Genomic DNA, 25,123 nt, shown 5'->3' with positions numbered 1-25,123 from the left:
GCCCTCTCGGACGCCATCGCGGTCAAGCCCGGCTCTTACAGAGGATTTGTGATCAACACAGAACCAATGTAGGAGCCGGGCTTGCCCGCGATGGCGGCCTAAAAAACGCCGCAAATCAGAGCTTGATCAACACCGACTTCAACTCGGTGTAATGCTCAATCGCCGCATACCCCATCTCCCGCCCGACCCCCGACATCTTGTACCCACCAAACGGCAACGCCGGGTCCAGGGCGCTGTGGCAGTTGACCCACACCGACCCCGATTTGATCCGCGGAATCATCCGGTGCACCGCCGCCAGATCATTCGACCAGATACTCGCCCCGAGCCCATAAGGACTGTCATTGGCCATGCGCAACGCATCGGCTTCGTCGTCGAACGGAATCGCCACCAGCACCGGACCAAATATCTCTTCCTGCACCAGCGAATGCTTCTGATCGACGTCGACAATCACCGTCGGCTTGACGAAAAACCCCGGTCCGAATTGCTCGCCACCGCAGGCGATGGTCGCGCCACTTTCCCGGCCCTTTTCGATGTACCCATAAACCCGTTCCTGCTGGCGCGCCGAAATCAACGGACCCATCTCGACGCTTGGGTCCAGGCCGTTGCCGAGCTTCATGGCATTAGCAATACCGGCGATGTCCGCCACCACATTGTCGAAATGCTTGCGTTGCACGTACAGGCGCGAACCTGCGCAGCAGACCTGGCCCTGGTTGAAGAAGATCGCGCTGGCGGCACCCGCGGCGGCGCTCGGCAGGTCGGCGTCGCCCATGACGATGGTCGGTGATTTTCCGCCCAGCTCCAGGGTCACGCGGGTCATGGAGTCCATGGCGATCTTGCCTATCTGCTTGCCCACGGCAGTCGAGCCGGTGAAGGTCAGCTTGTCCACCAGCGGGTTGTGCGTCAGCGCGGAACCGGCGGTGATGCCGGTGCCGGTGACCACGTTGAACACGCCTTCGGGGTAACCGGCTTCGAGGACCAGCTCAGCGAGTTTCAGCGCGGTCAGCGGGGTTTCATCGGCGGGTTTGAGCACCACCGTGCAACCGGTGGCGAGGGCCGGGCCGAGCTTCCAGCAGGCCAGTAGCAGCGGGAAGTTCCAGGCGACGATGGCGCCGACCACGCCCACCGCTTCGCGACGGATAAAACTGTGGAATTGATCGTTGGGCATCAGCGGCAACGACACCTCAACGCTGGAACCTTCAATCTTGGTCGCCCAACCGGCCATGTAGCGCAGGAAATCGATGGCCAGTTGCACGTCCATCACTTGGGCGACCGCCGCGCTTTTACCGTTGTTCAGGCATTCCAGTTGCGCCAGCAGCTCGGCATCGCGCTGCATCAGGTCGGCGAGTTTCCACAACAGATTCTGCCGTTCGCGTGGGCGGGTGCGGGTCCAGGCCGAATCATCGAAAGCCTGACGCGCGGCCAACACCGCGCGGTCGACATCCTCCGGCGTGGCCCGTGGCACCACGCACAACACTTCACCGGTGGCCGGGTTGTGCAGGGGCATGGTCTGGCCATCGGCGGCCTCGACCCATTCCCCGCCGATCAACATGCGCGGGGCACGCTGGATAAATGCGGAGGTGGCGGGAAGCACATTAGGGAGCGTCATGGCGAAGCCTCTTATTGTTCGTGAGAACAGGGCTTTCGCAATGGCTGTGCCAAGTCGCCGGGAGGTCAGGCCAACGTTGATCAGCCGGACGCCAATGGAGGGTGGTGAAGGTTATGCCATGTAGCAGCTGGCGAAGCCTGCGTTCGGCTGCGCAGCAGTCGTGAAATCAGACGATACGGTGCTTCAGGCAGACCGCAAACTCAGGAATTACGACTGCTAGCGCAGCCGAATGCAGGCTTCGCCAGCGGCTACAAAAATTGCGTTGCCATCGGCATTTCTTCTCCCGTCGGCATAGCGGGCGGTAGCGATTTTTTCGCAAATTGCGACACCCGCTGAGACGACGAGCAACCGGGTTGCGACCTTGAGTGCCCCCGTGTTGGGGTCTAGAATTTTCAGGCTCGGTGGGTGAAATGACGGAACATTTCCCCGGCCATACATCTCGCACAAGGGGGGTTGTGATGAACCTTTCAACCCTGGAGATTCAAAGCATCATTGAACGGAGTTTTCTACCTTCGGTATGCACCTGCAGCATGGCACCGGATCAGTCGTTGACGATCCGGGTCTGCAATTGCATGACCGGCAAAGTGGACCTGGTGGTGAGTCACGTTCCCGTCTGGGAGCTGGACACCGCCCACGCGATTGCGACGCTGGTGGGGCAGATGCAGCAACAGATCAACGCACACAAAGACGTCCACCCAACGTTCTTGAGCTGAACCGGCGTCAGCCGCACCACCGCGTGTGGTGCGGCCTGTGTTGAGGTGTTCATGAGGGGATTATGTTAGAAATCTCCTCGAACGTGCTGCTATCCACGGCCGCTAGTAGCGTCCGGTCATCCTTGAGCGTGGCCAGAAAGGTCACTTCGGTTTCCTTGCCGGCCAGCATGAACCCGGCAATTGCGCCGATGGGTCCCAGCAGCATGGCGCCCGCCACGCCGAACCCGATGGCATCCTTGATGTTGTTGATCGACTCCTCGTTGGCGACTTCCACACGCTTGAACGCTGAAATCGGGAGGGTGAGGCCGGGCCATGGATGAAGCGATGTCCTGAGGGTGAAAACGCCGTCCCTGTACTCTCCATCACCCTGCAGAAAGTCCCCCGCCAAGACAGTGATGCTTGCCATTTTTTATCCCCTTGCTGGCAATCGGTGAACAACTATTTCGCGCCGGCCTACCCGTGCCGTCAATCGTTGGGCGATGAGCTGTTCCCGCTGGGCATCTATGCTTGTCTCAGACTGCAACACCTGTCGCGATATTAGACGCAGGCGCTCTCCTTCAACGGCTGTTCCAGGCCCTTGATTGCACGCAACTGATTGATAAAAAACAACATCGGCAAGCTGGCACGCTCCGTGTATTGCTCATCGCAGACGTTTCTCTTGCCTCCGTCAGCGGTTCGCCGCCGGCGGCAGAAACCATAAAAACGATAAGCCACAACAATAAGAACGCACCGTGCGAGGTTCGACGTTGATGAAGAGAAAACTCCGATCAGGCCTGAGCGCCAGCCTGCTGGCCGTGGCCGCTTGCGTGGCGCTGCATTCGCCCGACAGCCTGGCAGCCCGCGACGCCCAGACCATCCTCAAGGAAACGTGTCAGGGCTGTCACACCCCTGAAGCCAATAACACCCTCAGCCGCATCAGCCACCAGCGCAAGACCCCGGAAGGCTGGTTGATGAGCATCGCCCGGATGCAAACCATGCACGGTTTGCAGATCAGCGATGACGACCGCCGCACCCTCGTCAAGTACCTGGCCGACACCCAGGGCCTGGCACCGAGCGAGACCGATGGCGTGCGTTATGCGCTGGAGCGTCGACTCAATACCGTCGAAAAATTCGACGACCAGACCAGCCAGATGTGTGGCCGCTGCCACTCCGGTGCGCGGGTCGCCCTGCAACGCCGTCCGGCCCAGGAATGGGAACGCCTGGTGAACTTCCACCTCGGCCAATGGCCGTCCCTCGAATACCAGGCCCTGGCCCGCGACCGCGACTGGTTCGACATTGCCCGCAAAGACATGGTGCCGATGTTGGCCAAGCGTTATCCGCTGGACAACCCGGCCTGGAAAAAATGGCAGAGCGCCGCGCCGAAAAGCGATGCCCTGGTGGGCGACTGGAGTTTCAGCGGCCACTTGCCAGGCAAGGGTGAATTGGCCGGCGTGATGAGCGTCACGGCCGATGGCAGCGATACCTTCAAGGTTGGCGTCAAAGGCCAATACGCTGACGGCAGCCCGTTCAATGGCGACGGCAGCGCGATTCTCTACACCGGCTACGAATGGCGCGGCAACGTGACCATCGACGGCGTGACCATGCGTCAGGTATTCGCCGCCCAAGGCAATGCGATGCAGGGTCGGATGTTCGAGGCCGAGCACGACGAGCGCGGTCTGGACTTCGTCGCCGCCAAGCAGGGTTCCAGCCGTTTGCTGGCGGTACAGCCGGGTTATCTGAAGACTGGCAGTGAAACGGAAGTGACGCTGGTCGGCAGCGGTCTCACCGGCAAACCGAATTTCGGCAAAGGCGTGGAAGTGGTCGAAATCGTCGAGCAGAACCCTGAGCGGATCAAGGTCAAGCTCAAGGCCGCCGCCAATGCCCAACCAGGCGTGCGTGCAGTCACCGTCGGCACACTGAAAGGCCCGAGCCTGTCGGTCTACAGCTCCATCGCCGAAGTCAAAGTGGTGCCGGAATTCTCGGTGGCGCGGATCGGCGAGGGCGGTGGTTCGACGCCGAAAGTCCAGGGCCGCTTCGACGCCGAAGCCTGGGGCAAAGGCGCTGACGGCAAGCTGTATCGCATCGGCGTGTTCCCGGCGCAGTGGAAGGTCGAGGCCTTCGATGACCGCGCCAAGGAAGACGAAGACGTCAAGTTCGCCGGCACCATGCAGGCGGACAGCGGCGTGTTCACACCGGGCGATGCCGGGCCGAACCCGCAACGCAAGATGTCCACCAACAATGCCGGCAACCTCAAGGTGATCGCCGCCGTCGACGATGCAGGGAAATCCCTGACCGGCGAAGGCCACATGATCGTCACCGTGCAACGCTGGAACAATCCACCCATTCCATGAGTTGGCTGATTCCTACGGCTTCAGACACTTTTTCGGAATGACCGCAGGCCCCGTCAAACGGGGTTTGCACAGGAGGTTGCAATGGGCGCTATTTTGAATCTGGTCGAACGGAACCTGCACGAAGTGCACGTCGATGCCGACCGCATGCTGTTTCACATCCCCAGCAGTTCGCTGTTCGCCAGCGACGAACTGACCGGCACCATCATCGATACCTTGCGCGGTCCCGGCTGTTCGTCGGACGACCTGATCCAGCGCTTGTCCTCACGCTTCAATGGCGAGGAAATCACCGAGACCTTGCGTGAGTTGATGTCCCTGGAACTGGTCAGCGACGGCTCGCCACTGACCCCGGACATCGGCACCAAACGGGTCGAGCGTACCGCGATCAATACCGTGGTGCTCAACGTCAACACCGGCTGCAACTTGAGCTGCACCTACTGCTACAAGGAAGACCTCGACAAGCCGTCGGCGGGCAAGAAAATGGACGTCGAAACGGCGGTCGCGTCGGTGGAAATGCTGCTGCGCGAATCCCCGGATGAAGAGCGTTTCACCGTGGTGTTCTTCGGTGGCGAGCCGTTGAGCAACCGCAAACTGATCGAGTACATGGTCGACTATTGCGAGAAGCGTTTCCGCGAGGCCGGCAAGTTCGTCGAGTTCGTCATGACCACCAACGCCACGCTGCTCACTGAAGAAACCGTGGACTACCTCAATGCCCACCGTTTCGGGCTGTCGGTGAGCATCGACGGGCCTAAAACCGTGCACGACCGCAACCGTATCACCGTGGGCGGGCAGGGCACGTATGACGTGGTACGGCGCAAGGCGGAGATGCTGTTGTCGCGCTACAACAGCCGTCCGGTGGGCGCGCGGGTCACGTTGACCACCGGCGTCACCGACGTCGAAACCATCTGGGATCACCTGTTCAATGAACTGGGTTTTGCCGAAGTCGGGTTTGCCCCGGTGACCTCTGGCGACATCAGCACCTTCAACCTGTCCAGCGACGAGTTGATCGAAGTTTTCGCCAGCATGAAGAGGCTGGGTCGGCGTTACCTGGAAGCGGCGCTGGAACACCGCAACATCGGTTTCTCAAATCTGCACCAGCTGATCACCGACATCCACGAAGGCCACAAAAAAGCCCTGCCGTGCGGCGCGGGCCTGAAGATGCTGGCGGTGGATCACAAAGGCGAACTGAACCTGTGTCATCGCTTTACCGGTTCGTCACTGCCGACCTTCGGCAACGTGCACAGCGGCGTCAAACAGGTGGAGTTGAACGACTTCCTGTCCCAACGCCTCGACCGCACCAACACCGGTTGCGAGGACTGCCAGATCCGCAACCTGTGCTCCGGCGGCTGCTACCACGAAAGCTACGCCCGGTACGGCGACCCGACCCACCCGACCTATCACTACTGCGAACTGATGCGTGACTGGGTCGACTTCGGCATCGAGGTCTACACCCGGATCATGGCCCATAACCCTGCGTTTATCAGCAGCTACATCACTCCGCGCAAGGCTCACTGATATGAAACATCTCAAGGCAATCAATAACAAAGCGCTGAAACTGGACGAGGCCGCGGCCGAAAACCGCATCGAAGAAGTGGTGGCCATGAGCTCTGTGGCGGGCTGCGCCTCGACCACCGACCCGGGTTGGGAGATCGATGCGTTTGGCGGGGTGTCGTCACTGTGCCAGCCGATGGAAGCCGACTTGTATGGCTGTTCCGACCCGTGCTGGTGGCCGGCCCAGGTGCCCGACATGATGAGCACCTATCCGGACTGGAACAAGGATGCCCAGGCGTCCAACGAAAACTGGCGCAACCTCGGCACTGTCTTCCCCAAAGACAAGTGATCAGATAAGAAGAAGGATTCCAGCATGCACAGCATCAAAGCCTGCGGCCTGGCCGCATTCGCCGTCCTGAGCACGTGTTCGCTCAACGTTCTGGCCGATGAAAATGCAGCACTGCAAGACGGTCACGAGTACATGTTGACCACCAACTACCCGAACAACCTGAACGTGATCGACCTGGCCACCGACACGCTGTTCAAGACCTGCAAGATGCCCGACGCCTTTGGCCCCGGCACCGTGCAACTGTCGCCGGACCGCAAGACCGCCTATGTGTTGAACAACCACTACGCCGATGTCTACGGCGTCGAGCTGGACAATTGCAAGCAGGTGTTCCACGCCAGCATCACCCAGAAACCGGGGGAGAAAGCGAAGTCGATGTTCGCCTTCACCCTCAGCCACGACGGCAAGGAACTGTTTGCCATTGCCAACCCGACATTGATGCTCAATGACCGCTACGAAGTGCAGCAGCCGCGGCTCGATGTGTACAAGACTGACGCCGGCATGGACGCCAAACCGGTGCGCAGTTTCCCGGCGCCGCGGCAACTGACCATCATGCAAAGCGGCGACGACGGCACGCTGTACGTGGCCGGGGCGGACGTCTACAAGGTCAATGTGAACACCGGCAAGTTCGACGTGCTGATTCCCAGTCGTCACTGGAAACGCCCGAACTACAGCGCGCCGGACGTGCTCTACGTATGGAACCAGCAGACGTATCGCCATGATTTCTCGCTGCTCTATACCACCGCGAAATTCAAGGACAAGAAGCAGGACCCGTTGACCGCTGAATACCTCTACGGGCTGTTCAGCATTGACCTGAAAACCGGCAAGACCGAAACCACCGACTTCGGTCCCCTGACGGAAATCTACTTCAGCGGCATGCGCTCGCCGAAGGACCCGAACCTGATGTTCGGGGTGCTCAACCGCTTGGCCAAGTACGACATCAAGGAAAAGAAAATGCTTCAGTCGGCGACGCTGGATCATTCCTACTACTGCATTTCCTTCAACAAGGACGGCAGCAAGATCTACCTGGCCGGGACGTTTAACGACGTGGCGATTTTTGATGCCGACAGCTTGAAGCAGATTGGCAGCATCAAAATGCCGGGTGGGGATATGGCGATCACCACGGCGCAGATATTTGTCCGGTAATAGCGGCGCCTGACCGGCCGCCATCGCGAGCACTCACTCCTACAGGGGATCTGCGGTGCAACACAGATCCCCTGTAGGAGTGAGCCTGCTCGCGATGAGGCCCTCAAAAATACTGCCAAATCAACCCCCCGGAACCGGACACCCCACATCCCCCTCCTGACACTTAAGATAATTCCTGAACGTCTGAACCCGCGCCTTGGTCAAGTCGGTGGTGCAACTGCTATAGATCAACGGATACACACTGCCCCCTTCCACCCCCGAAGCCGAAAACTTGCACTCGGCATCCCGAAACGCAACCCACGCCCGTTGCGCGCCCACCAACAACTTCTTGCGCTCGGGCTCAGCTTGCAGACGCGTGGTGATTTGCTGATACAGCGCATTCAACTCCTTGTCGGCCGCCGCATTCTGCTGCGCGGCGCATTGGTTCATCGTGGCCTGGTCGGTGGCGTTGTCGCAATCCACGGCGAACGCCATCGAAGTGAACAACACTGGCGCCAGTGCCAGGAAAAAGCGTGAGTACATGGCGGAAACTCGCTGTGGCAGAGGAAATTGCGAGGCAGTTTAGCGAATCACTATGAACCTGCGCCGACAGAACACGCCTTGCTGTCCGCAACCGTCTCGCCCGAAAACCCGAACTTATGCGCACAAAAATGGCCGAATATCCCGAGCATGGTTGATCGCGACAAGCGATTGGTCCAATTTTAGGGTTGGTCTTGTGGTTGTTACTGACCTACTGTTCAGTACAGGAGGTGACTTATGAACCCAGCATCAGATCGCATCGAAAGGAAAATCCTGCTCAAGGCGAAGCGTTCGCACGTCTGGCGTGTGCTGGCCAATGCCGAAGCGTTTGGGCAGTGGTTTGGCGTTGCGCTGGACGGCAAGCGTTTCGTCGCCGGTGAGTGGACCCAGGGGCAGATCACCTATCCCGGGTATGAGCACTTGCTGTGGAATGTGCTGGTGGAGCGGGTCGAGCCCGAGCGGGTGTTTTCGTTTCGTTGGCACCCGTATGCGGTTGAACCGGATGTCGACTATTCCCAGGAACCCACTACTTTGGTGAAATTCGAGCTTGAAGACATGGATGAAGGCACCTTGTTGAAGGTCACCGAATCCGGTTTCGATCATGTTCCCCAAGCGCGAAGGCTCAAGGCGTTCCGTATGGACAGCCGCGGCTGGGATGAGCAGATGAACAACATCGAACAGTTTCTGACCAAAAGCGCCAAAGCCCACGAGCGTGAAGGTGGTTAAAGCTACAGCCCCCTGAATTCGAGGCCTCCAGCCATTAAGCCTGAGGCGTCTAAGGGTTTTCGGAAGGGTGGGTATAGCGAATGTCTTACACGTGATGGTAGCTATGTCGTCTATCGCAGATTGGATCCGACACGTAATCTAACTCCATCAACTGAAGCACAGGAAGCGCTTCAGGATCACGGATGATCGACCATCAGCAAGGATTGGCTACCGACAGGGAGTCGACAATGGTCTTGGGAAAAACCCGCTTCGGCGGGTTTTTTTTTGCCTGTCGAAAAGTCCGGCAGCGCTTAGAGCCTCGCCGCTGCCCGTTCGGTGATTTGCGTGCGCAGCTCAAGCGAGGCGGCTGCCCGGCGTTGCGCTTCAGCCAGAACACTCGATGGTGCCGCTTCAGGGCTGCCCGACTGGAACGGCGGTGCCGGGGCATATTCCAACTGCAACTGCACCAGCTGCGCGGTGTCCTTGTCGAACAGTTCCGCCGCCAGGGTCAGGGCAAAGTCGATCCCTGCGGTAATCCCGCCACCGGTCAGCAGATTGCCGTCGCGCACCACCCGGTCCTTCACCGGGATCGCGCCCAGTGGCTTGAGCAGTTCGTGATAGGCCCAGTGCGTCGTCGCCCGCTTGCCCTTGAGCAACCCTGCGGCGCCGAGCACCAGCGCACCGGTGCAGACCGACGTGACATACCGCGCGGTGGCGGCTTGCGCCTTGATGAACGCCAGCGTTTCTTCATCTTCCATCAACGGCCCGACGCCACCGCCGCCGGGAACGCAGATCACATCCAGCGCCGGGCAATCGTCGAACGTCACGGTCGGTTTCAGCACCAGGCCAGTGCTCGCGGTAATCGGCACCATGTCCTTCCAGATCAAATGCACCTTCACGTCCGGCAGTGAGGCCAACACATCGTAAGGGCCGGTCAGGTCCAGTTGCTGAACCTGGGGAAACAACAGAAAACCGATCTGCAACGTCATGGCGTATTTCTCCTGAAGTGGGTGGACGTCTTCACTGTAGGCTCGTAGGATTTGGCGTATCCGCCAATCACCCCACGAATTACGCCAACATGCCGAAAATCATTCACGTACTCGCGTTTGCCAATGTGCAACTGCTCGACGTCACCGGGCCCTTGCAGGTTTTCGCCTCGGCCAACGACATGGCTCGCCAGAAAGGATTGCCGCCGCCCTATGCGCCGACAGTGATTGCCAGCGGCGGCGGGGCGGTAATATCGTCGGCGGGCTTGGGGCTATTGGCCGAGCCGTTGCCCGAGGGCGAAAGCGACACGCTGGTGATTGCCGGTGGCTGGGGCGTTTACGCGGCGGCGGAAGACCCGGCGCTGGTGGCCTGGGTGCGCGAACATGCGGCAGCTTGCCGGCGGGTTTCATCCGTGTGCACCGGGGCGTTTTTGCTGGCTGCCAGCGGCTGGCTGGATGGCCGGCGAGTGGTCACGCACTGGACGCGTTGCGAGCAGTTGGCGCAGAAGCATCCGCGCCTCCACGTCGAGCCCAATCCGATCTTCATCAACGACGGCCCGGTCTGGACCTCGGCCGGGGTCACGGCTGGCATCGACCTCGCCCTGGCCATGGTCGAAGAGGACCTCGGCCGCAACATGGCGCTGGAAGTCGCCCAGCAACTGGTGGTGTTCCTCAAGCGTCCGGGCGGGCAGTCACAGTTCAGCGTGACCTTGTCCTTACAGAAAGAAGGCGACCGGTTCGACGAACTTCACGCCTGGATCAGTGAAAACCTGACCAAGGACCTCGGCATTCCCACCCTGGCGTTGCAGGCGGGCATGAGCGAACGCAGTTTTGTCCGCCACTACCGCGCCGACACCGGGCAAACTCCGGCGCGCGCCATTGAATTAATCCGGGTCGAAACGGCGCGACGGTTGCTCAGCGACACCGGTGTACCGATCAAGCGGGTGGCGGTGCAATGCGGATTTGGCAGCGAAGAAACGCTTCGGCGCAGTTTTCTAAGGGCCATGGGCGTGACACCGCAGGCGTATCGCGAGCGGTTTTCGGTCAGTGGGCCCGCTCTCTATCAGGCTTCCACTTCCGCCACCTGATTAAAATACTTTGACCGATCCGGCGTAAACGTCACCACCATCCCGGTCCGGGAGCATTCCAACGCCCGCTCTTCAGCCAAATCAACATCCAGATCCTCCCCGCGCAAACCCTGCCACTGCGCCAGGTATTTGAGAGATCCGTACTTTTCGAGTTTTTTCAGGCTGCGACTGACACCCCCCTTCCAGCCCAGAACCGGTAGCTCTCCGGCAAGGCTGCGTTGGGCGAGGTTGGGGAAACGGGCGGCGCGTTGACGGCCGATTTCCCAGCATTTGATCAGGCCTTTGTCCGGGCCTTCCCACAGTTCGTCGCGGTTCAGGCCGGAGCGAAGGGGAGAGTCGATGCTGCGGTGGATGCGCTGGCTCATTCAGGTTCCTTGAATTCGGGTTTTGTTGGACAGCTCCGCTGTACCCGTTGTTGCTGGATGTTAGGGGGGGATGTAACGACTGGCAACAAGGTATTTCAGGCTGTAGGAATGGGAGGTGCCGGGGTGAAAGGGGAATGTTTGTTCAATTTTTGTAGGAGGTTTGGCCTGAAAGCCCACAAATGCTCGCCAACGTTGGGTTGGTAGGTTCTGGGAGTGTGTTTAAGCCTGGTGTGAGTGAGCTTCGTTCCTACAAGCGGCAGCGCAAAACGGGAAATTTCTGACGGACTTTGTCGGCAAGTGATGTTGTGGCTGATGGCTACGCCTCAGTCTCAAGGCTGCCAAAAACTCTTCTCCCCACTCAATTTCCGATCCAGAAAACTCGCTGCACTGATCAACGCCAGATGTGTCAGTGCTTGCGGCGTATTCCCCAGATGCCGCGCATGATTGTCCAGCTCTTCGGCATACAGGCCGAGCGGGTTGGCATACCTCAGCAACTGTTCAAACTCCAGATGGGCTTTTTCCACCTGACCGGCCCGCGCCAGGCATTCGACGTACCAGAATGAGCACGCGGCGAACGCGCCTTCGGTGCCGTCGAGGCCGTCGATGCGGGTGTCGTCGTTGCGATAGCGATAGACCATGCCGTCGCGCACCAGGTTTTTTTCGATGGCTTGGAGGGTGGCGAGCCAGCGCGGGTCCTTGGCGCTGACGAAGCGTACCAGCGGCATCAGCAACATCGAGCCGTCGAGGGCGGTGCCGCCGATGTACTGGACGAAATGTCCGCGTTCTTCGTTCCAAAAGTTTCCCCAGATGTCAGCGTAGATAGCCTGGCGCATCTGGTCCCAACGGGCGAACGGGGCGGGCAGTGAGCGTTTCGAGGCCAGGCGAATGGCGCGGTCCAGTGCGACCCAGCACATCAGTCGCGAGTGCAGGAAGTGATGCTGCTCGCCACGCATTTCCCAGATACCGACGTCTGCCTGCTGCCAGGTTTCGCACACCTGATCGACCACTTCCACGGTATGTTTCCAGCCTTCATGGGAGATCGCCTCGCCATATTTGTTGACCAGGTAGATCGCGTCCATCAACTCGCCGAAGATGTCGAGCTGGATCTGATCGCAGGCACCGTTGCCGATGCGCACTGGTGTCGCGCCGCCATGTCCGGACAGGTGCGTCAGTTCGACCTCCGGCAGTTCCTGTCGACCGTCCATGGCATAGAGAATGTTGAGCTTCTTCGACTGGCCATGACAGTCGCTGACCCGCCCGCGCAGCCAGCGCATGTAGTCGTTGGCTTCCTGGACGAACCCCAGGCGCATGAACGCGTAGACGGTAAACGATGCGTCGCGGATCCAGGTGTAGCGATAATCCCAATTGCGCTCGCCGCCCGGTGTTTCCGGCAGGCCGAAGGTGGCGGCGGCGAGAATCGCGCCGTGTTTGCGTGATGTCAGCAGCTTCAGGGCGAGGGCCGAGCGGTTGACCATTTCCCGCCAGCGGCCGCGATAGTTGGACTGGCCAATCCAGTCGCGCCAGAACTTCAGGGTGCGTTGCAGGCACAGGTCGGCGGCACCCTCCTTGAAGCGCGGATCGTCGAGTCCGCCGAGCAGGAACTGTGCACTCTCATCTTGCTTCAGGGTGAATTCGGCCACCGCTGCATCACCATCAACCTGCAACCCCTGATCCGAAGACAGGCGCATGGACGGTTGATCGGCGGCCTCGAACGTCACGTCTTTTTTATCCATCCGCGCGCGGGTCCTGGCGCGAGCGTAGTCATGACGCACGGCGCAGCGCATGTGAAACGTCGCCTCACCGCTGACCACCCGAACCCTGCGCATCAACAGCGGCAGATCGTCCTCGGTGTCACCGATGGGCAGCAGGTCGGTGATTTCGACCACCGCGCGATCACTCAGCCAACGGGTTTGCAGCACGTTGGTGTCCGGCAGGTAAATCTGCTCGCGGCGGGCGTCGGGCAAGTCCGGCGACAACTGGAAGATACCCGCCTGGGGCGTATCAAGCAGCGAGCAGAAAATCGACGGGCTGTCGAATTCCGGCCAGCAGAAAAAGTCCACGCTGCCCTTGTCGTTGACCAGTGCGGCGCTGCGCATGTCGCCGATGATGCCGTGGGCGTCGATGGCGCTTTGTCGTTCGTGAAGTAGCGGCTGGAGAGAAATCGGCATGACGGTTAGCGCCTTGCGGTGAGGGCCTACCTAGCTGACTGGTTTTTGGGGGCAGGAGTTCATTTGCTGGAATGATGTGGTGATTGTTCTGACCCCTTCGCGAGCAGGCTCGCTCCCACAGGGTTTTGCGTCGTAGACACATCCAATGTGGGAGCGAGCCTGCTCGCGAAGGGGCCTTCACATTCCACCAACAATTGGGCGCTTTCCCCTCAATCAGCCTTATGGCAATTTGCAGTCCCTTGTCGAGACCCGCATCCCATGGCCAACCCTTACCGCGATCTGTTCAAAGCCCCCGGCAGCCGAGCCTTCGTGCTGGCCGGCATGATCGCGCGCATGCCGATTTCCATGACCGGCATCGGCCTGATCACCATGCTCTCGCAACTGCAGGGTGGTTACGGACTGGCCGGTGCCGTGGCGGCAACCTTTGCCTTGGCCACAGCTTTTTGCGCGCCGCAGGTCTCACGATTGGTCGACCGCTTTGGCCAACGCCGGATCTTGCCGATTTCGGCGCTGATCGGCGGCGGGGCGTTGTTGCTGGTGTTGCTGTGCACCCGTTTACAGGCGCCGCACTGGACGCTGTTCGTGTTCGCCGCGTTGGCCGGTTGCATGCCCAGCATGTCGGCGATGGTGCGGGCACGCTGGACCGAGGTCTATCGCGGCCAGCCCGAACTGCAAACCGCCTATGCCCTGGAGTCGGTGCTGGACGAGGTCTGCTTTATCGTCGGGCCGCCAGTGTCGGTGGGCTTGTGCGTGGTGGCGTTCCCCGAGGCCGGGCCGCTCGCGGCGTTGTTGATGCTGGCGATTGGTGTCACGGCATTCGTCCTGCAACGCGACACCGAGCCGGCCATTCATCCCCATGAAGAACACCATCAAGGCTCGATCATTCGTTCCGTCGAGATTCAGTTGCTGATGTTGTTGATGGTCGCCATGGGCACCATTGTTGGCGTGGTCGATGTGGTCAGCGTGGCGTTCGCCCAGCAGCAGGGCCAACCGGCGGCGGCGAGCATTGTGTTGTCGGTGTATGCGATTGGTTCATGCATGGCCGGGCTGGCGTTCGGGGCCTTGCGTTCGAAGGTGCCGTTGCCGCGATTGTTCCTGTACGGCGGGGTGGCGACAGCGTTGACGACGCTGCCGTTGTTGCTGGCGAGCAACATTCTCGGGTTGTCGTTGGCGGTGTTTGTGGCCGGGCTGTTTTTTGCGCCGACCTTGATCGTCGCCATGGCCCTGGTGGAGCGCATCGTGCCACCGGCCAAGCTGACGGAAGGCCTGACCTGGCTGGTGACGGGGTTGAGTATTGGCGTGGCGATTGGTGCGGCGAGTTCGGGGTGGCTGGTGGATGCGTTCGGCGCGCGCAGCGGGTTTTGGGTGGCGATAGCTGCCGGCCTGGTGGTCCTCATTTCCGCTGTCCAAAGCTTCCGCCACTTGAAATAAAGCCCCCCTGTAGGCGTGAGCCTGCTCGCGATAGCGGTGTAACAGTCACCATCTGAATTGACTGACATACCGCTATCGCGAGCAGGCTCACTCCTACAAGGGGATGTGTACGACTAATTCTCCGCGGCGCTCATCCGTTCCCTTGATAGACAACTTTTCGAGGTAAGCCCGGTGACCCAGCTGACATTGCTGTGCCTGCCCTATTCAGGCGCGAGCGCCATGGTTTACAGCCGCTGGCGGCGCAAACTGCCGGAGTGGCTCACACTGCAACCGGTGGAACTGCCCGGCCGTGGCGCACGGTTCGGCGAGCCGTTGCACACCGACATGCGGCGCCTGGCGCTGCAACTCGCGCAAGAACACATCGCCACGCTGAAAACCCCTTACGCGATTTTCGGCCATAGTCTGGGTGCCTTGCTCGCCTGTGAAATGGCCCATGCGTTGCGCTCGCTGGGCGGTCCGGAGCCGGTGGCGCTGTTCGCTTCAGGCACCGCTGCGCCGACGATGCGTGCGGACTACGATCGCGGTTTTGCCGAGCCGAAAACCGATGCCGAGCTGATCGAGCAATTGCGTACGCTCAATGGCACCCGCGAAGAAGTGTTGGCCAACGAAGAACTGATGAGCCTGACGCTGCCGGTCCTGCGCGCGGACTTCCTGCTGTGCGGACGCTTCGAACCACAGCAGCGCCCCTTGCTCAACTGCCCGGTGCACGTGCTCGGCGGCAAGGCTGATCGCGCGACCACGGAACAGCTGATCGGCTGGAGCAAGGAAACCCACGGCAGTTTTTCCGTGGACATGCTTGGCGGTGGTCACTTCTTCATCCATGAGCACGAGGCCAAGGTGCTGCGGGTGATCAAGGATCAGCTCGAGATCCACCATCGCCGGCATGCCATGGCCGCCAGCGCCTGACACAACCAACCCCTGTAGGAGTGAGCCTGCTCGCGATGGCGTCGGTACATTCAACATGGATGTGACTGACAGACCGCTATCGCGAGCAAGCTCACTCCTGCATTGGACTTTCGCCAACCCGACACTCCGCGTTCTGTCTCCTTCCTGATACTTATTCTCATTCGTTAATTTTTCCGGTGTGCATTCGTTTTATAGGGACGACGTGCCTTTGTGCTTCCCGCCACTGATCCGGATGCTTAGAAATGAATGCTGAAGACTCCTTGAAACTCGCTCGCCGGTTTATCGGGTTGCCCCTGGAAAAGCGCCAGATGTTCCTTGCGGCCTTGCACAAGGAGGGCGTTGATTTCGCCCGGTTTCCCATCCCGGCTGACATCGAGGCCGAGGATCGCCAAGTGTTGTCATACGCACAGCAACGCATGTGGTTTCTCTGGCAACTGGACCCGCACAGCGGCGCGTACAACCTGCCGGGCGCGGTGCGCCTGACCGGGCGGCTTAACCTGCCCGCGCTGGAGCAAGCGTTCGCCAGCCTCGTTGAACGTCACGAAACCCTGCGCACGGTGTTCCAGCGCCAGACCGACGACCGCTTGCTGCAAGTACCGGCCAGCGCGCCGCTGGTCATCAATCATGTGGATTTCAGCGCGCTCCCGGCCACGGAGCGCGAACTCGCCGTTGCGCGAGCCGCCGAACAGCAATCGGTGCAGCCGTTCGATCTGTCAGTCGGCCCGTTGCTGCGCGTCACTTTGCTCAAACTCGCCGATCTGGAACACGTGCTGCTGCTGACTCTGCACCACATCGTGTCTGACGGCTGGTCGATGAACGTGCTGATCGACGAATTCATCCGCTGCTACGACGCGTTCGACGCGGGTACACAACCACAACTCGCGCCATTGCCGATCCAGTACAGCGACTACGCCCTGTGGCAACGCCGCTGGCTGGAAGCGGGCGAGCAGGCGCGCCAACTCGATTACTGGCAAACACAGTTGGGCAATGAACACCCTGTGCTGGAACTGCCCACCGACCACCCGCGCCCGGCAATGCCGAGCTATCGCGGCACTCGCTACGAATTTGCCGTTGACGCACAACTGGCGGAACAACTGCGCGCCACTGCGCAGAAACACAACATTACCTTGTTCATGCTGTTGCTCGGCGCCTTCAACGCGCTGTTGCATCGTTACACCGGGCAGACCGATATCCGCGTCGGCGTGCCGATTGCCAACCGCAATCGCGCCGAGATCGAAGGCCTGATCGGGTTCTTCGTCAACACCCAAGTATTGCGCACGCAACTCGACGGCCAGACCCGCGTCGACGACTTGCTGCGCGCCATCAAGGAAACTGCCCTCGGTGCCCAGGCCCATCAGGATTTGCCGTTCGAGCGTCTGGTCGAGGCGCTGAAACTGGAACGCAGCCTCAGCCATACGCCGCTGTTCCAGGTGATGTACAACCACCAGCCACAGGTCGCGGACATTGCCACGGTCAGCACGGCGTCCGGCCTGGCGCTGGGCGTGATCGAGTGGGAAGGGCGCACCACGCAGTTCGACATGACCCTCGACACCTACGAAAAAGGTGGCAAGTTGCATGCGGCGTTGACCTACGCCAACGACTTGTTCGACGCCGACACCATCACGCGCATGGCGCAGCACTGGACCCGTCTGCTGCAAGGCATGGTCAGCGATCCGACGCAGCGCATCAGCGATTTGCCGCTGCTGGAAAGCGCGGAATTCCAGCGCATCGTGCATGACTGGAATCGCGCCGACGCATACTACCCGCAAGACCTGTGCATTCATGAACGGATCAGCCAGCAAGCCGCGGCCAGTCCGAATGCATTGGCGGTGACCTTCGGCACCCGGCGGCTGACGTACGCAGAACTCGACATTCAGGCCAATCGCCTGGCGCACAAACTGATCGAACTGGGTGTCGGCCCGGAAGTCCGCGTCGGCGTAGCGATGCAGCGTTCGGAAAACCTGCTGGTGGCGTTGCTGGCGGTACTCAAGGCCGGCGGCGCCTACGTGCCGCTGGACCCGGACTACCCGGCCGAACGCGTCGCCTACATGCTCGAAGACAGCCGCGCCTTGGTGTTGCTGACGGAGCAATCGGTCGCCACGACATTGACCGTGACAGCCGATATGCAAGTGTTGCTGCTGGGCGACAAAACGTGGACCGAGTACCCGGAAAACGCCCCCGAAACCGGCGTCACACCGGACAACCTCGCCTACGTGATCTACACCTCCGGCTCCACTGGCAACCCCAAAGGCGTGGCCATCGCCCATCGCAATGTGCTGGCGCTGATCGACTGGTCGGCATCGGTCTACAGCCGCGAAGACATCCAGGGTGTGCTGGCCTCGACCTCGGTGTGCTTCGACCTGTCGGTGTGGGAGCTATTCGTGACCCTGGCCAACGGCGGCTCGGTGATCATCGCCCGCAATGCCCTGGAATTGCCGCAACTGCTGGCGCGGGATCAAGTACGCCTGATCAACACCGTACCGTCGGCGATCAATGCATTGCAGCGCGACGGGCAGATTCCGCCGTGTGTGCGCATCATCAACCTCGCCGGGGAACCGCTGAAGCAGAGTCTGGTGGACGCGCTGTATCAGCAACCGACCGTCGAACACGTCTACGACCTGTATGGCCCGTCGGAAGACACCACGTATTCGACCTGGACCCGACGCGAGGCCGGTGGCCACGCGAACATCGGTCGCCCGCTCAAACACACCGCCAGCTATTTGCTGGATGCCGAGCTGCAACCGGTGCCGCAAGGTGTCTCTGCCGAGCTTTACCTGAGCGGTGCGGGGATCACCCGTGGTTACCTCGCGCGGCCGGGCATGACCGCCGAAAAATATGTGCCAAACCCGTTCGCCCGCAATGGCGAGCGCCTGTACCGCACCGGCGACCTGACCCGCTATCAGGCCGACGCCACGTTGCAATACGTCGGGCGCATCGACCATCAGGTCAAGGTTCGGGGCTTTCGCATCGAGCTCGGTGAAATCGAAGCGCGGCTGTTGCAGCAGGACGCCGTGCGCGAACTGGCGGTGCTGGCGCAGGACGGGGTCAACGGCCAGCAATTGGTGGCCTATATCGTGCCGAACGATCCCGTGTTGCTGGGCGACACCGACGCTCAAGCGACTCAGCGTGAAACCTTGAAAGCCGCACTGCGCCAGCATCTGCCGGATTACATGGTCCCGGCGTTCCTGCTGTTCCTCGATCACTTGCCGCTGACCCCCAACGGCAAACTCGACCGCAAAGCCTTGCCGGCGGTTGAGGGTTCACAACAACAACGCGTACACGTCGCGCCACGCAGCGCACTGGAAAAATCCCTCGCCGCGATCTGGCAGGACGTGTTGGCTGTCGACAACGTCGGTCTGGAGGATAACTTCTTCGAACTGGGCGGCGACTCCATCGTGTCGATGCAAGTGGTCAGTCGCGCGCGCCAAGCCGGGATTGTGTTGAGCCCCAGGGACCTGTTCCAGCACCAGACCATTCGCAGTCTCGCCCAAGCGGCCCGCAGCGGCGAACAGGTGTTGATCGACCAGGGCCCGGCAATCGGCGCGCTGGCGTTGGCGCCGGTGCAACAGTGGTTCTTCGAACAGGCAATCCCCGAGCGTCAGCACTGGAACCAGTCGCTGCTGTTGGTGCCACGCGAGGTGTTGAACGCCGAGGCGCTGGACCGTGCCCTTGAGCAATTGCTGACCCACCACGACAGCTTGCGCCTGCGCTACGAGCAGACCGCTGACGGCTGGCAGCAAACCTACGCCGCGCCGACCACGGAGTCGGTGCTGTGGCAGCGTCAGGCGCACTCCGACGACGAACTTAACGCCCTGTGCGACGAAGCCCAACGCAGTCTCAATCTGCAAAATGGCCCGCTGATGCGTGCGCTGCTGGTGGCGATGGCTGACGGTACACAACGCCTGCTGTTGGTGATTCATCACCTGGCGGTGGACGGTGTCTCCTGGCGCGTGCTGCTGGAAGATCTTCAGCAGTTCTACAGCGGCAACAAGGTGTCGTTGGTTAAAACCAGCGGCTATCAGCGCTGGGTTGCCCGTCTGCAAGATCATCTTCCAGCGTTTGAAAACAACCTCGATTATTGGCTGACCCAACTGAAGAGAGCAGCGAATAGTCTGCCCTGCGACCGCCCGAACGGCGCGCTGGAGAACCGTTTCGAGCACAAAATCGAGCTCAAACTCGATACCGAACACACCCGAAAACTGCTGCAACACGCCCCGGCGGCCTATCGCACCCAGGTCAACGACCTGCTGCTGACTGCACTGGCGCGCGCGGTTTGTCGCTGGAGCGGGCAGGGCAGTGCGCTGATTCAACTGGAAGGGCATGGCCGCGAAGACCTGTTCGACGACATCGACCTGATCCGCACCGTGGGCTGGTTCACCAGTCTGTTCCCGGTCAATCTGGTGCCGTCGAGTGATCTCGGCGCCTCGATCAAAACCATCAAGGAACACCTGCACGGCGTGCCGGACAAGGGACTCGGCTATGGCGCATTGCGTTATCTCGGCGGCTCGGTGTTGAGCGCCGAACTTGCCGCGTTGCCGCAACCGCGCATTACCTTCAACTATCTGGGGCAATTCGACCGTCAGTTCGACGACGGCGCAATGTTCGTGCCGTCCACCGAAGGTAACGGCGTGGCGCAGGATCCGTCGGCGCCGCTGGGCAACTGGCTGACAGTTGAAGGCCAGGTTTACGGCGGCGAATTGTCATTGAGTTGGGGCTTCAGCCGCGAGATGTTCGACACCGCGACTATCCAGCGTCTGGCGGACGACTACGCGCAGGAACTCAAAGCGCTGATCGATCACTGCTGCGCCGTTGAAGTGCCGCAAGCCACGCCGTCCGACTTCCCGCTGGCGCGCCTCAGCCAGACGCAACTCGACGCATTGCCGGTGGCAACTCTTGAGGACCTGTATCCACTGTCGCCGATGCAACAGGGCATGCTGTTCCACACCCTCTACGAACCGCACGTCGGCGCGTACATCAGTCAGTTGCGCCTGGACATTCAAGGCCTCGATCCGCAGCGCTTTGCCTGTGCCTGGCAGACCGCACTGCAACGCCACGATATCCTGCGCAGCAGCTTCCACTGGCAAGGACTCGACACCGCGCATCAGGCGATCGTCCGTCAGGTCGCATTGCCGCTCGAGGTGCTGGAAGCGACCGACACCGAGGCGCTGGCCGATGCCGAGCGCGCCCACGGTTTCGAATTGGGGCGCGCGCCGCTGTTCCGCTTGAAGCTGGTTCGTGCCGACACTGACGCCTGGCACCTGATCTACACCAGCCACCACATTTTGATGGACGGCTGGAGCAACGCGCAGTTACTGGCCGAAGTGATCCAGCATTACGCCAGCGGGCAATCGCTGTCGGCACCGACCGGGCAATACCGCGATTATCTGGGCTGGTTACAGCAGCAATCCGCCGTCGCTGGCGAGCAGTTCTGGAAAGCCGTGCTGGCGTCGCTGCAAGCGCCCACCTTGCTCGCCGAAGCCTTGCGCCCGCCCGTGGGTGCCGAGGGCAGCGAAGCCTATCGAGTGGCCTTCGACCACCGCGCCACCCAGCGTCTGGCCGACTTCGCCCGGCAACAGAAAGTCACCCTCAACACCGTGCTGCAAGCGGCGTGGAGCCTGTTGCTGCACCGCTACACCGGTCAGGATTGCGTGGTCTTCGGGGCCACCGTCGCGGGTCGTTCGGCGCCGCTGCCGGGGATCGAAGAACAGCTCGGGCTGTTCATCAACACGCTGCCACTGGTCTGCGCGATGAAGCCTGCGCAAACCGTCAGCCAATGGCTGGGCGAACTGCAAGGGCTGAACCTGGCCATGCGCGAGTTCGAGCATGTGCCGCTTTACCACATTCAAGGCTGGGCAGGGCAGCAGGGTTCGGCGCTGTTCGACAGCCTGCTGGTGTTCGAAAATTTCCCGGTCGCCGAAGCGCTGAAGCAGGGCGCACCGGCCGGGTTGTCGTTCGGCAACCTGCACAACCACGAGCGCACGCACTATCCACTGACCCTCGGCATCGAACTGGGCGAGGGTTTGAGCCTGGATTTCAGCTACGACGCGGCGCGGTTCAGTGCGGCGCAAATCGCTGAGTTGTCGGCCAACCTGCAGCATCTGCTGATGCAGTTGATGGCGCTGCCGGACGCGGCTTTGGGCGCGCTGGAATTGCTCGATGTCGAGGGCAAAAATGCGCTGCTTGCGCTCAGCCAGCCGGCCCCGGTTCAGTTATCCACCACCCTGTTGGTCCATGAACACATCGCCGCTCAGGCTGCCAATACGCCGAATGCACTGGCATTGCAGGTAGACGGTCAATCCTTGAGCTACGCCCAGCTGAACACCCAGGCCAACCGCCTGGCCCATCGCCTGATTGAAAACGGTGCCGGTCCCGGCAAGCGTGTCGGGCTGGCGCTGCACCGTGGGCCGCAACTGATCGTCAGCCTGCTGGCGGTGCTGAAAAGCGGCGCGGCGTACGTGCCGCTGGACCCAAGCTACCCGGCCGAACGCCTGGCCTACATGATCGACGACAGCCGCCTCGATGTGCTGCTGTGCGAATCCGGCCTGCTGGAAAGTGGTCAAGGCGTGCGCCGTCTCAGCCTCGACGACAACGTCGGTTTCCCTGAACACGATCCGCAAAACCATGCGGTTGCCGAAGATCTGGCCTACGTCATCTACACCTCCGGCTCCACCGGCCAACCCAAAGGCGTGGCCATCGCCCACGCTGCATTACGCGAGTTCTGCCAAAGCGCCGCCGACTATTCGGTGCTGTCGGCGGCGGACCGCGTGTTGCAGTTCGCGACCTTCAGTTTCGACGGCTTCGTCGAACAATGCTTCCCGGCGTTGTGCGTCGGCGCGGCGTTGATCATGCGTGGCGATGCGCTGTGGGATGCCGGGCGACTGGCGGCTGAAATCGTCCAGCAAGGCGTGACCGTGGCGGACTTGCCAGCGGCCTATTGGTATTTGCTCGCCCGCGAATGTGCTAGTGGCGACATAAGCAATCTCGGCGATTTGCGTCAGGTGCATGTCGGCGGTGAAGCGATGTCGGTCGAAGGTTTGCGCTTGTGGCATCAAGCTGGATTGAGCCACGTGCGACTGCTCAACACCTACGGCCCGACCGAGGCGACCGTGGTGTCCAGCGTGCATGAATGCCGTCTCGAGGATGCCAGCGATGCGTTCGGCATTCCGATTGGTCGCGCCATCGCCGGTCGTGCGTTGTACGTGCTGGATGCGTCCGTTCAGTTGTTGCCCAACGGTGGCGTCGGCGAGCTGTGCATCGGCGCAGCGGCCTGCCTTGCGCAAAGCTACTTCGATCGCCCGGCGCTGACCGCCGAACGTTTCCTGCCGGACCCGTTTGCCCGTGAGCCGGGCGCGCGGCTGTACCGCAGCGGCGACCTGGCGCGCTACAACGCTGACGGGAATCTGGAATACGTCGGCCGTATCGATCATCAAGTAAAGATCCGCGGTTTCCGCATTGAAATGGGCGAGATCGAAGCCTGTCTGCAAGCTCGCGAGGACGTGCGTGAAGCGGCGGTCATCGCTCAGGACGGCGTGCAGTTGGTGGCATATGTTGTGGCCAACGATGCGGTGGTTTCTGAAACTGACTATCTGGAAGGTCTCAAGGCGGTTCTGCGTCAGTCGTTGCCGGAATACATGGTGCCAAGCCACCTGATCCTGCTGGCCAGGTTGCCGCTCAACACCAACGGAAAACTCGACCGAAGGGCCTTGCCCCGCGTTGAAGTCAGCGACGTACAACGTGACTTCGTGGCCCCGGCCCGAGGGCTGGAAACGCAGCTGGCGCTTATCTGGCAGGACGTGTTGCAGGTCGAGCGAGTAGGGCGCAACGACAACTTTTTCGAACTGGGCGGTCACTCGTTGCTGGTGCTTCAAGTGATATCGCGGGTGCGCCAGCAAGTGCACCTCGAATTGTCGGTGAGCAGCCTGTTCTCGGCCGCGACTCTGGCGGAATTTGCCGAGCGTGCGGCGCTGGCGAACATCAGTGGTCAGCCGGTCCTGCAATCTGCGCCAGTCGATCAACCGCCGATGCTGTCGTACGCCCAGCAACGCCAATGGATTCTCTGGCAGCTGGACCCGCAAAGCCCGGCCTACAACATTCCCGCTGCATTGCGCCTCAAGGGGTCGCTGAACCTCACTGCGTTGCGCGAAGCGTTCGCGCAATTGCAGGCCCGTCACCAAACCCTGCGCACCACCTTCGATCAGAATGGCCAGCAGGCGCGTCCGGTGCTGCATGAGACGCTGGCGCTGCAACTGGAACTGCGCACGCTCGATCAGCTGTCGGTGGACAGCGCGGTGACGGAAGAAATCGCCCGGCCGTTCGACCTGCGAAACGGCCCGCTGTGGCGCGTCTTGCTGCTGCAAGTGAACGCCGACGAACACGTGCTGGTACTCACCGTGCACCACATTGCTGCCGATGGCTGGTCGATGCAGGTCATGGTCGATGAGTTCAGCGCGCTGTATCAGGCGGCCGTCGACGGCCATGGTGCCGATCTGGCCAGCCTGCCGGTGAACTACAGCGACTACGCCCGTTGGCAACGCGACTGGCTGGAAGCCGGCGAGGGCGCACGGCAACTGGCATGGTGGAGCGGACAACTGGCCGGCAGCCAGACTCCGCTGGAGTTGCCGAGTGAGCTGACCCGTCCGGCCCGTCGCTCTGAGCGTGGCGCCAGCCTGATGCTGAACGTTGATCGCGAGTTGCTGGCCGGTTTGCGCCAGCGTGCCCAAGAGCAGCAAGTGACCTTGTTCATGCTGTTGCTGGCGAGTTTCCAGACCTTGCTGCATCGACAGAGCGGGCAGTCGAGCATCAGCGTCGGCGTGCCAAGCGCCGGACGTTCGCGTATTGAAACCGAAGGCCTGATCGGCTTTTTCATCAACACCCAGGTGCTGCGTACACAGTTCGATGGGCAGCAGCCGTTCAGTGCGTTGCTGCAACAGGTCAAGCAGGTTGCCCTGGATGCGCAAGCCCATCAGGACGTGCCGTTCGAGCAATTGGTCGATGCCTTGCAACCGGACCGCAGCCTCAATCACAGCCCGTTGTTCCAGGTGCTCTACAACCATCAGCAGCAGTTGGGCGCGAGCGTCGAGCGCAGCATGGCCGGTTTGCAGGTCGAGCGTTTGCACTGGCAGCAGCAGACCACCCAGTTTGATTTGGTACTCGACACCCAGGAGCAGAACGAAGCGCTCGATGCCAGCCTGACTTACGCCACGGATCTGTACGACGAGGCGTCGATGCAGCGCCTCGCCGAGCAGTGGCTGAATCTGCTGCGCGCGGTGGTCAATGATCCACAGCAACGCGTCGCCGAATTACCCCTGCTGCATGCACCGCAATCC

The 25,123-nt window shown here is 61.1% G+C and carries 15 protein-coding genes and 1 pseudogene; 10 read left to right on the top strand and 6 right to left on the bottom strand.

Features of this window, described 5'->3' with window-relative positions:
* Positions 1-115 precede the first annotated feature (115 nt).
* Positions 116-1,606, bottom strand: coding sequence for an aldehyde dehydrogenase family protein (locus tag H8F22_RS30735; protein ID WP_027925515.1), 1,491 nt, complete (start codon positions 1,604-1,606; stop codon positions 116-118).
* Between the two features lie 458 nt (positions 1,607-2,064).
* Here H8F22_RS30735 and H8F22_RS30730 point away from each other — a divergent pair, with 458 nt between their 5' ends.
* A complete protein-coding gene (locus H8F22_RS30730; protein ID WP_027925514.1) occupies positions 2,065-2,319 on the top strand; it encodes a DUF1652 domain-containing protein in 255 nt (84 codons plus the stop codon).
* Between the two features lie 49 nt (positions 2,320-2,368).
* On the opposite strand, the gene H8F22_RS30725 is transcribed toward H8F22_RS30730, so the two are convergent.
* Positions 2,369-2,725, bottom strand: coding sequence for a hypothetical protein (locus tag H8F22_RS30725; protein ID WP_059182438.1), 357 nt, complete (start codon positions 2,723-2,725; stop codon positions 2,369-2,371).
* A gap of 343 nt (positions 2,726-3,068) precedes the next feature.
* Here H8F22_RS30725 and peaA point away from each other — a divergent pair, with 343 nt between their 5' ends.
* The 4 genes from peaA to peaD all read left to right on the top strand — a co-directional run bounded on the left by peaA (position 3,069) and on the right by peaD (position 7,629).
* Entirely contained in the window at positions 3,069-4,649 is a 1,581-nt protein-coding gene (gene peaA, locus H8F22_RS30720; protein ID WP_194941078.1) for a quinohemoprotein amine dehydrogenase subunit alpha, read from the top strand.
* Between the two features lie 81 nt (positions 4,650-4,730).
* Positions 4,731-6,161, top strand: coding sequence for a quinohemoprotein amine dehydrogenase maturation protein (gene peaB, locus H8F22_RS30715; RefSeq protein ID WP_027925511.1), 1,431 nt, complete (start codon positions 4,731-4,733; stop codon positions 6,159-6,161).
* Between the two features lies 1 nt (position 6,162).
* Positions 6,163-6,486 (top strand): quinohemoprotein amine dehydrogenase subunit gamma, encoded by a 324-nt coding sequence (gene qhpC, locus H8F22_RS30710; protein ID WP_008145336.1) that lies wholly within the window; start codon positions 6,163-6,165, stop codon positions 6,484-6,486.
* A gap of 24 nt (positions 6,487-6,510) precedes the next feature.
* The gene (peaD, locus tag H8F22_RS30705) at positions 6,511-7,629 is read left to right on the top strand and encodes a quinohemoprotein amine dehydrogenase subunit beta (RefSeq protein ID WP_027925510.1); all 1,119 of its coding nucleotides are present in this window, start codon (positions 6,511-6,513) and stop codon (positions 7,627-7,629) included.
* Positions 7,630-7,749: 120 nt separating this feature from the next.
* Here peaD and H8F22_RS30700 read toward each other — a convergent pair whose 3' ends face one another.
* On the bottom strand, positions 7,750-8,151 hold the full coding sequence (locus H8F22_RS30700) for a lysozyme inhibitor LprI family protein (protein WP_194941077.1): 402 nt from the start codon (positions 8,149-8,151) through the stop codon (positions 7,750-7,752).
* A gap of 234 nt (positions 8,152-8,385) precedes the next feature.
* Here H8F22_RS30700 and H8F22_RS30695 point away from each other — a divergent pair, with 234 nt between their 5' ends.
* On the top strand, positions 8,386-8,874 hold the full coding sequence (locus H8F22_RS30695; protein ID WP_194941076.1) for an SRPBCC family protein: 489 nt from the start codon (positions 8,386-8,388) through the stop codon (positions 8,872-8,874).
* A 290-nt stretch (positions 8,875-9,164) separates the two neighbouring features.
* On the opposite strand, the gene inhA is transcribed toward H8F22_RS30695, so the two are convergent.
* Complete coding sequence (gene inhA / locus H8F22_RS30690) at positions 9,165-9,842, bottom strand: isonitrile hydratase (protein ID WP_194941075.1); 678 nt, start codon at positions 9,840-9,842, stop codon at positions 9,165-9,167.
* A gap of 89 nt (positions 9,843-9,931) precedes the next feature.
* Here inhA and H8F22_RS30685 point away from each other — a divergent pair, with 89 nt between their 5' ends.
* On the top strand, positions 9,932-10,927 hold the full coding sequence (locus tag H8F22_RS30685; RefSeq protein WP_059182442.1) for a GlxA family transcriptional regulator: 996 nt from the start codon (positions 9,932-9,934) through the stop codon (positions 10,925-10,927).
* Here the strand turns inward: H8F22_RS30685 and H8F22_RS30680 are convergent.
* A complete protein-coding gene (locus H8F22_RS30680) occupies positions 10,903-11,292 on the bottom strand; it encodes a hypothetical protein (protein WP_027925505.1) in 390 nt (129 codons plus the stop codon). The two genes, H8F22_RS30685 and H8F22_RS30680, sit on opposite strands and share 25 nt — an antisense overlap.
* A 329-nt stretch (positions 11,293-11,621) precedes the next feature.
* Complete coding sequence (locus H8F22_RS30675; protein WP_194941074.1) at positions 11,622-13,460, bottom strand: glycoside hydrolase family 15 protein; 1,839 nt, start codon at positions 13,458-13,460, stop codon at positions 11,622-11,624.
* A 258-nt stretch (positions 13,461-13,718) separates the two neighbouring features.
* Here H8F22_RS30675 and H8F22_RS30670 point away from each other — a divergent pair, with 258 nt between their 5' ends.
* The 3 genes and pseudogenes from H8F22_RS30670 to H8F22_RS30660 form a co-directional block, all read left to right on the top strand.
* Positions 13,719-14,891, top strand: coding sequence for an MFS transporter (locus H8F22_RS30670; RefSeq protein WP_194941073.1), 1,173 nt, complete (start codon positions 13,719-13,721; stop codon positions 14,889-14,891).
* Between the two features lie 171 nt (positions 14,892-15,062).
* Positions 15,063-15,797 (top strand): thioesterase II family protein, encoded by a 735-nt coding sequence (locus H8F22_RS30665; RefSeq protein ID WP_027925502.1) that lies wholly within the window; start codon positions 15,063-15,065, stop codon positions 15,795-15,797.
* Positions 15,798-16,039: 242 nt separating this feature from the next.
* Positions 16,040-25,117: pseudogene (locus tag H8F22_RS30660) on the top strand (amino acid adenylation domain-containing protein); the annotation flags it as partial.
* Positions 25,118-25,123: the final 6 nt, after the last annotated feature.

This window comes from Pseudomonas mucoides, assembly GCF_015461845.1.
Lineage (GTDB): Bacteria > Pseudomonadota > Gammaproteobacteria > Pseudomonadales > Pseudomonadaceae > Aquipseudomonas > Aquipseudomonas mucoides.
Note: the sequence above shows the minus strand (reverse complement) of the source record. Positions and strands in the feature narration are given on the sequence as shown.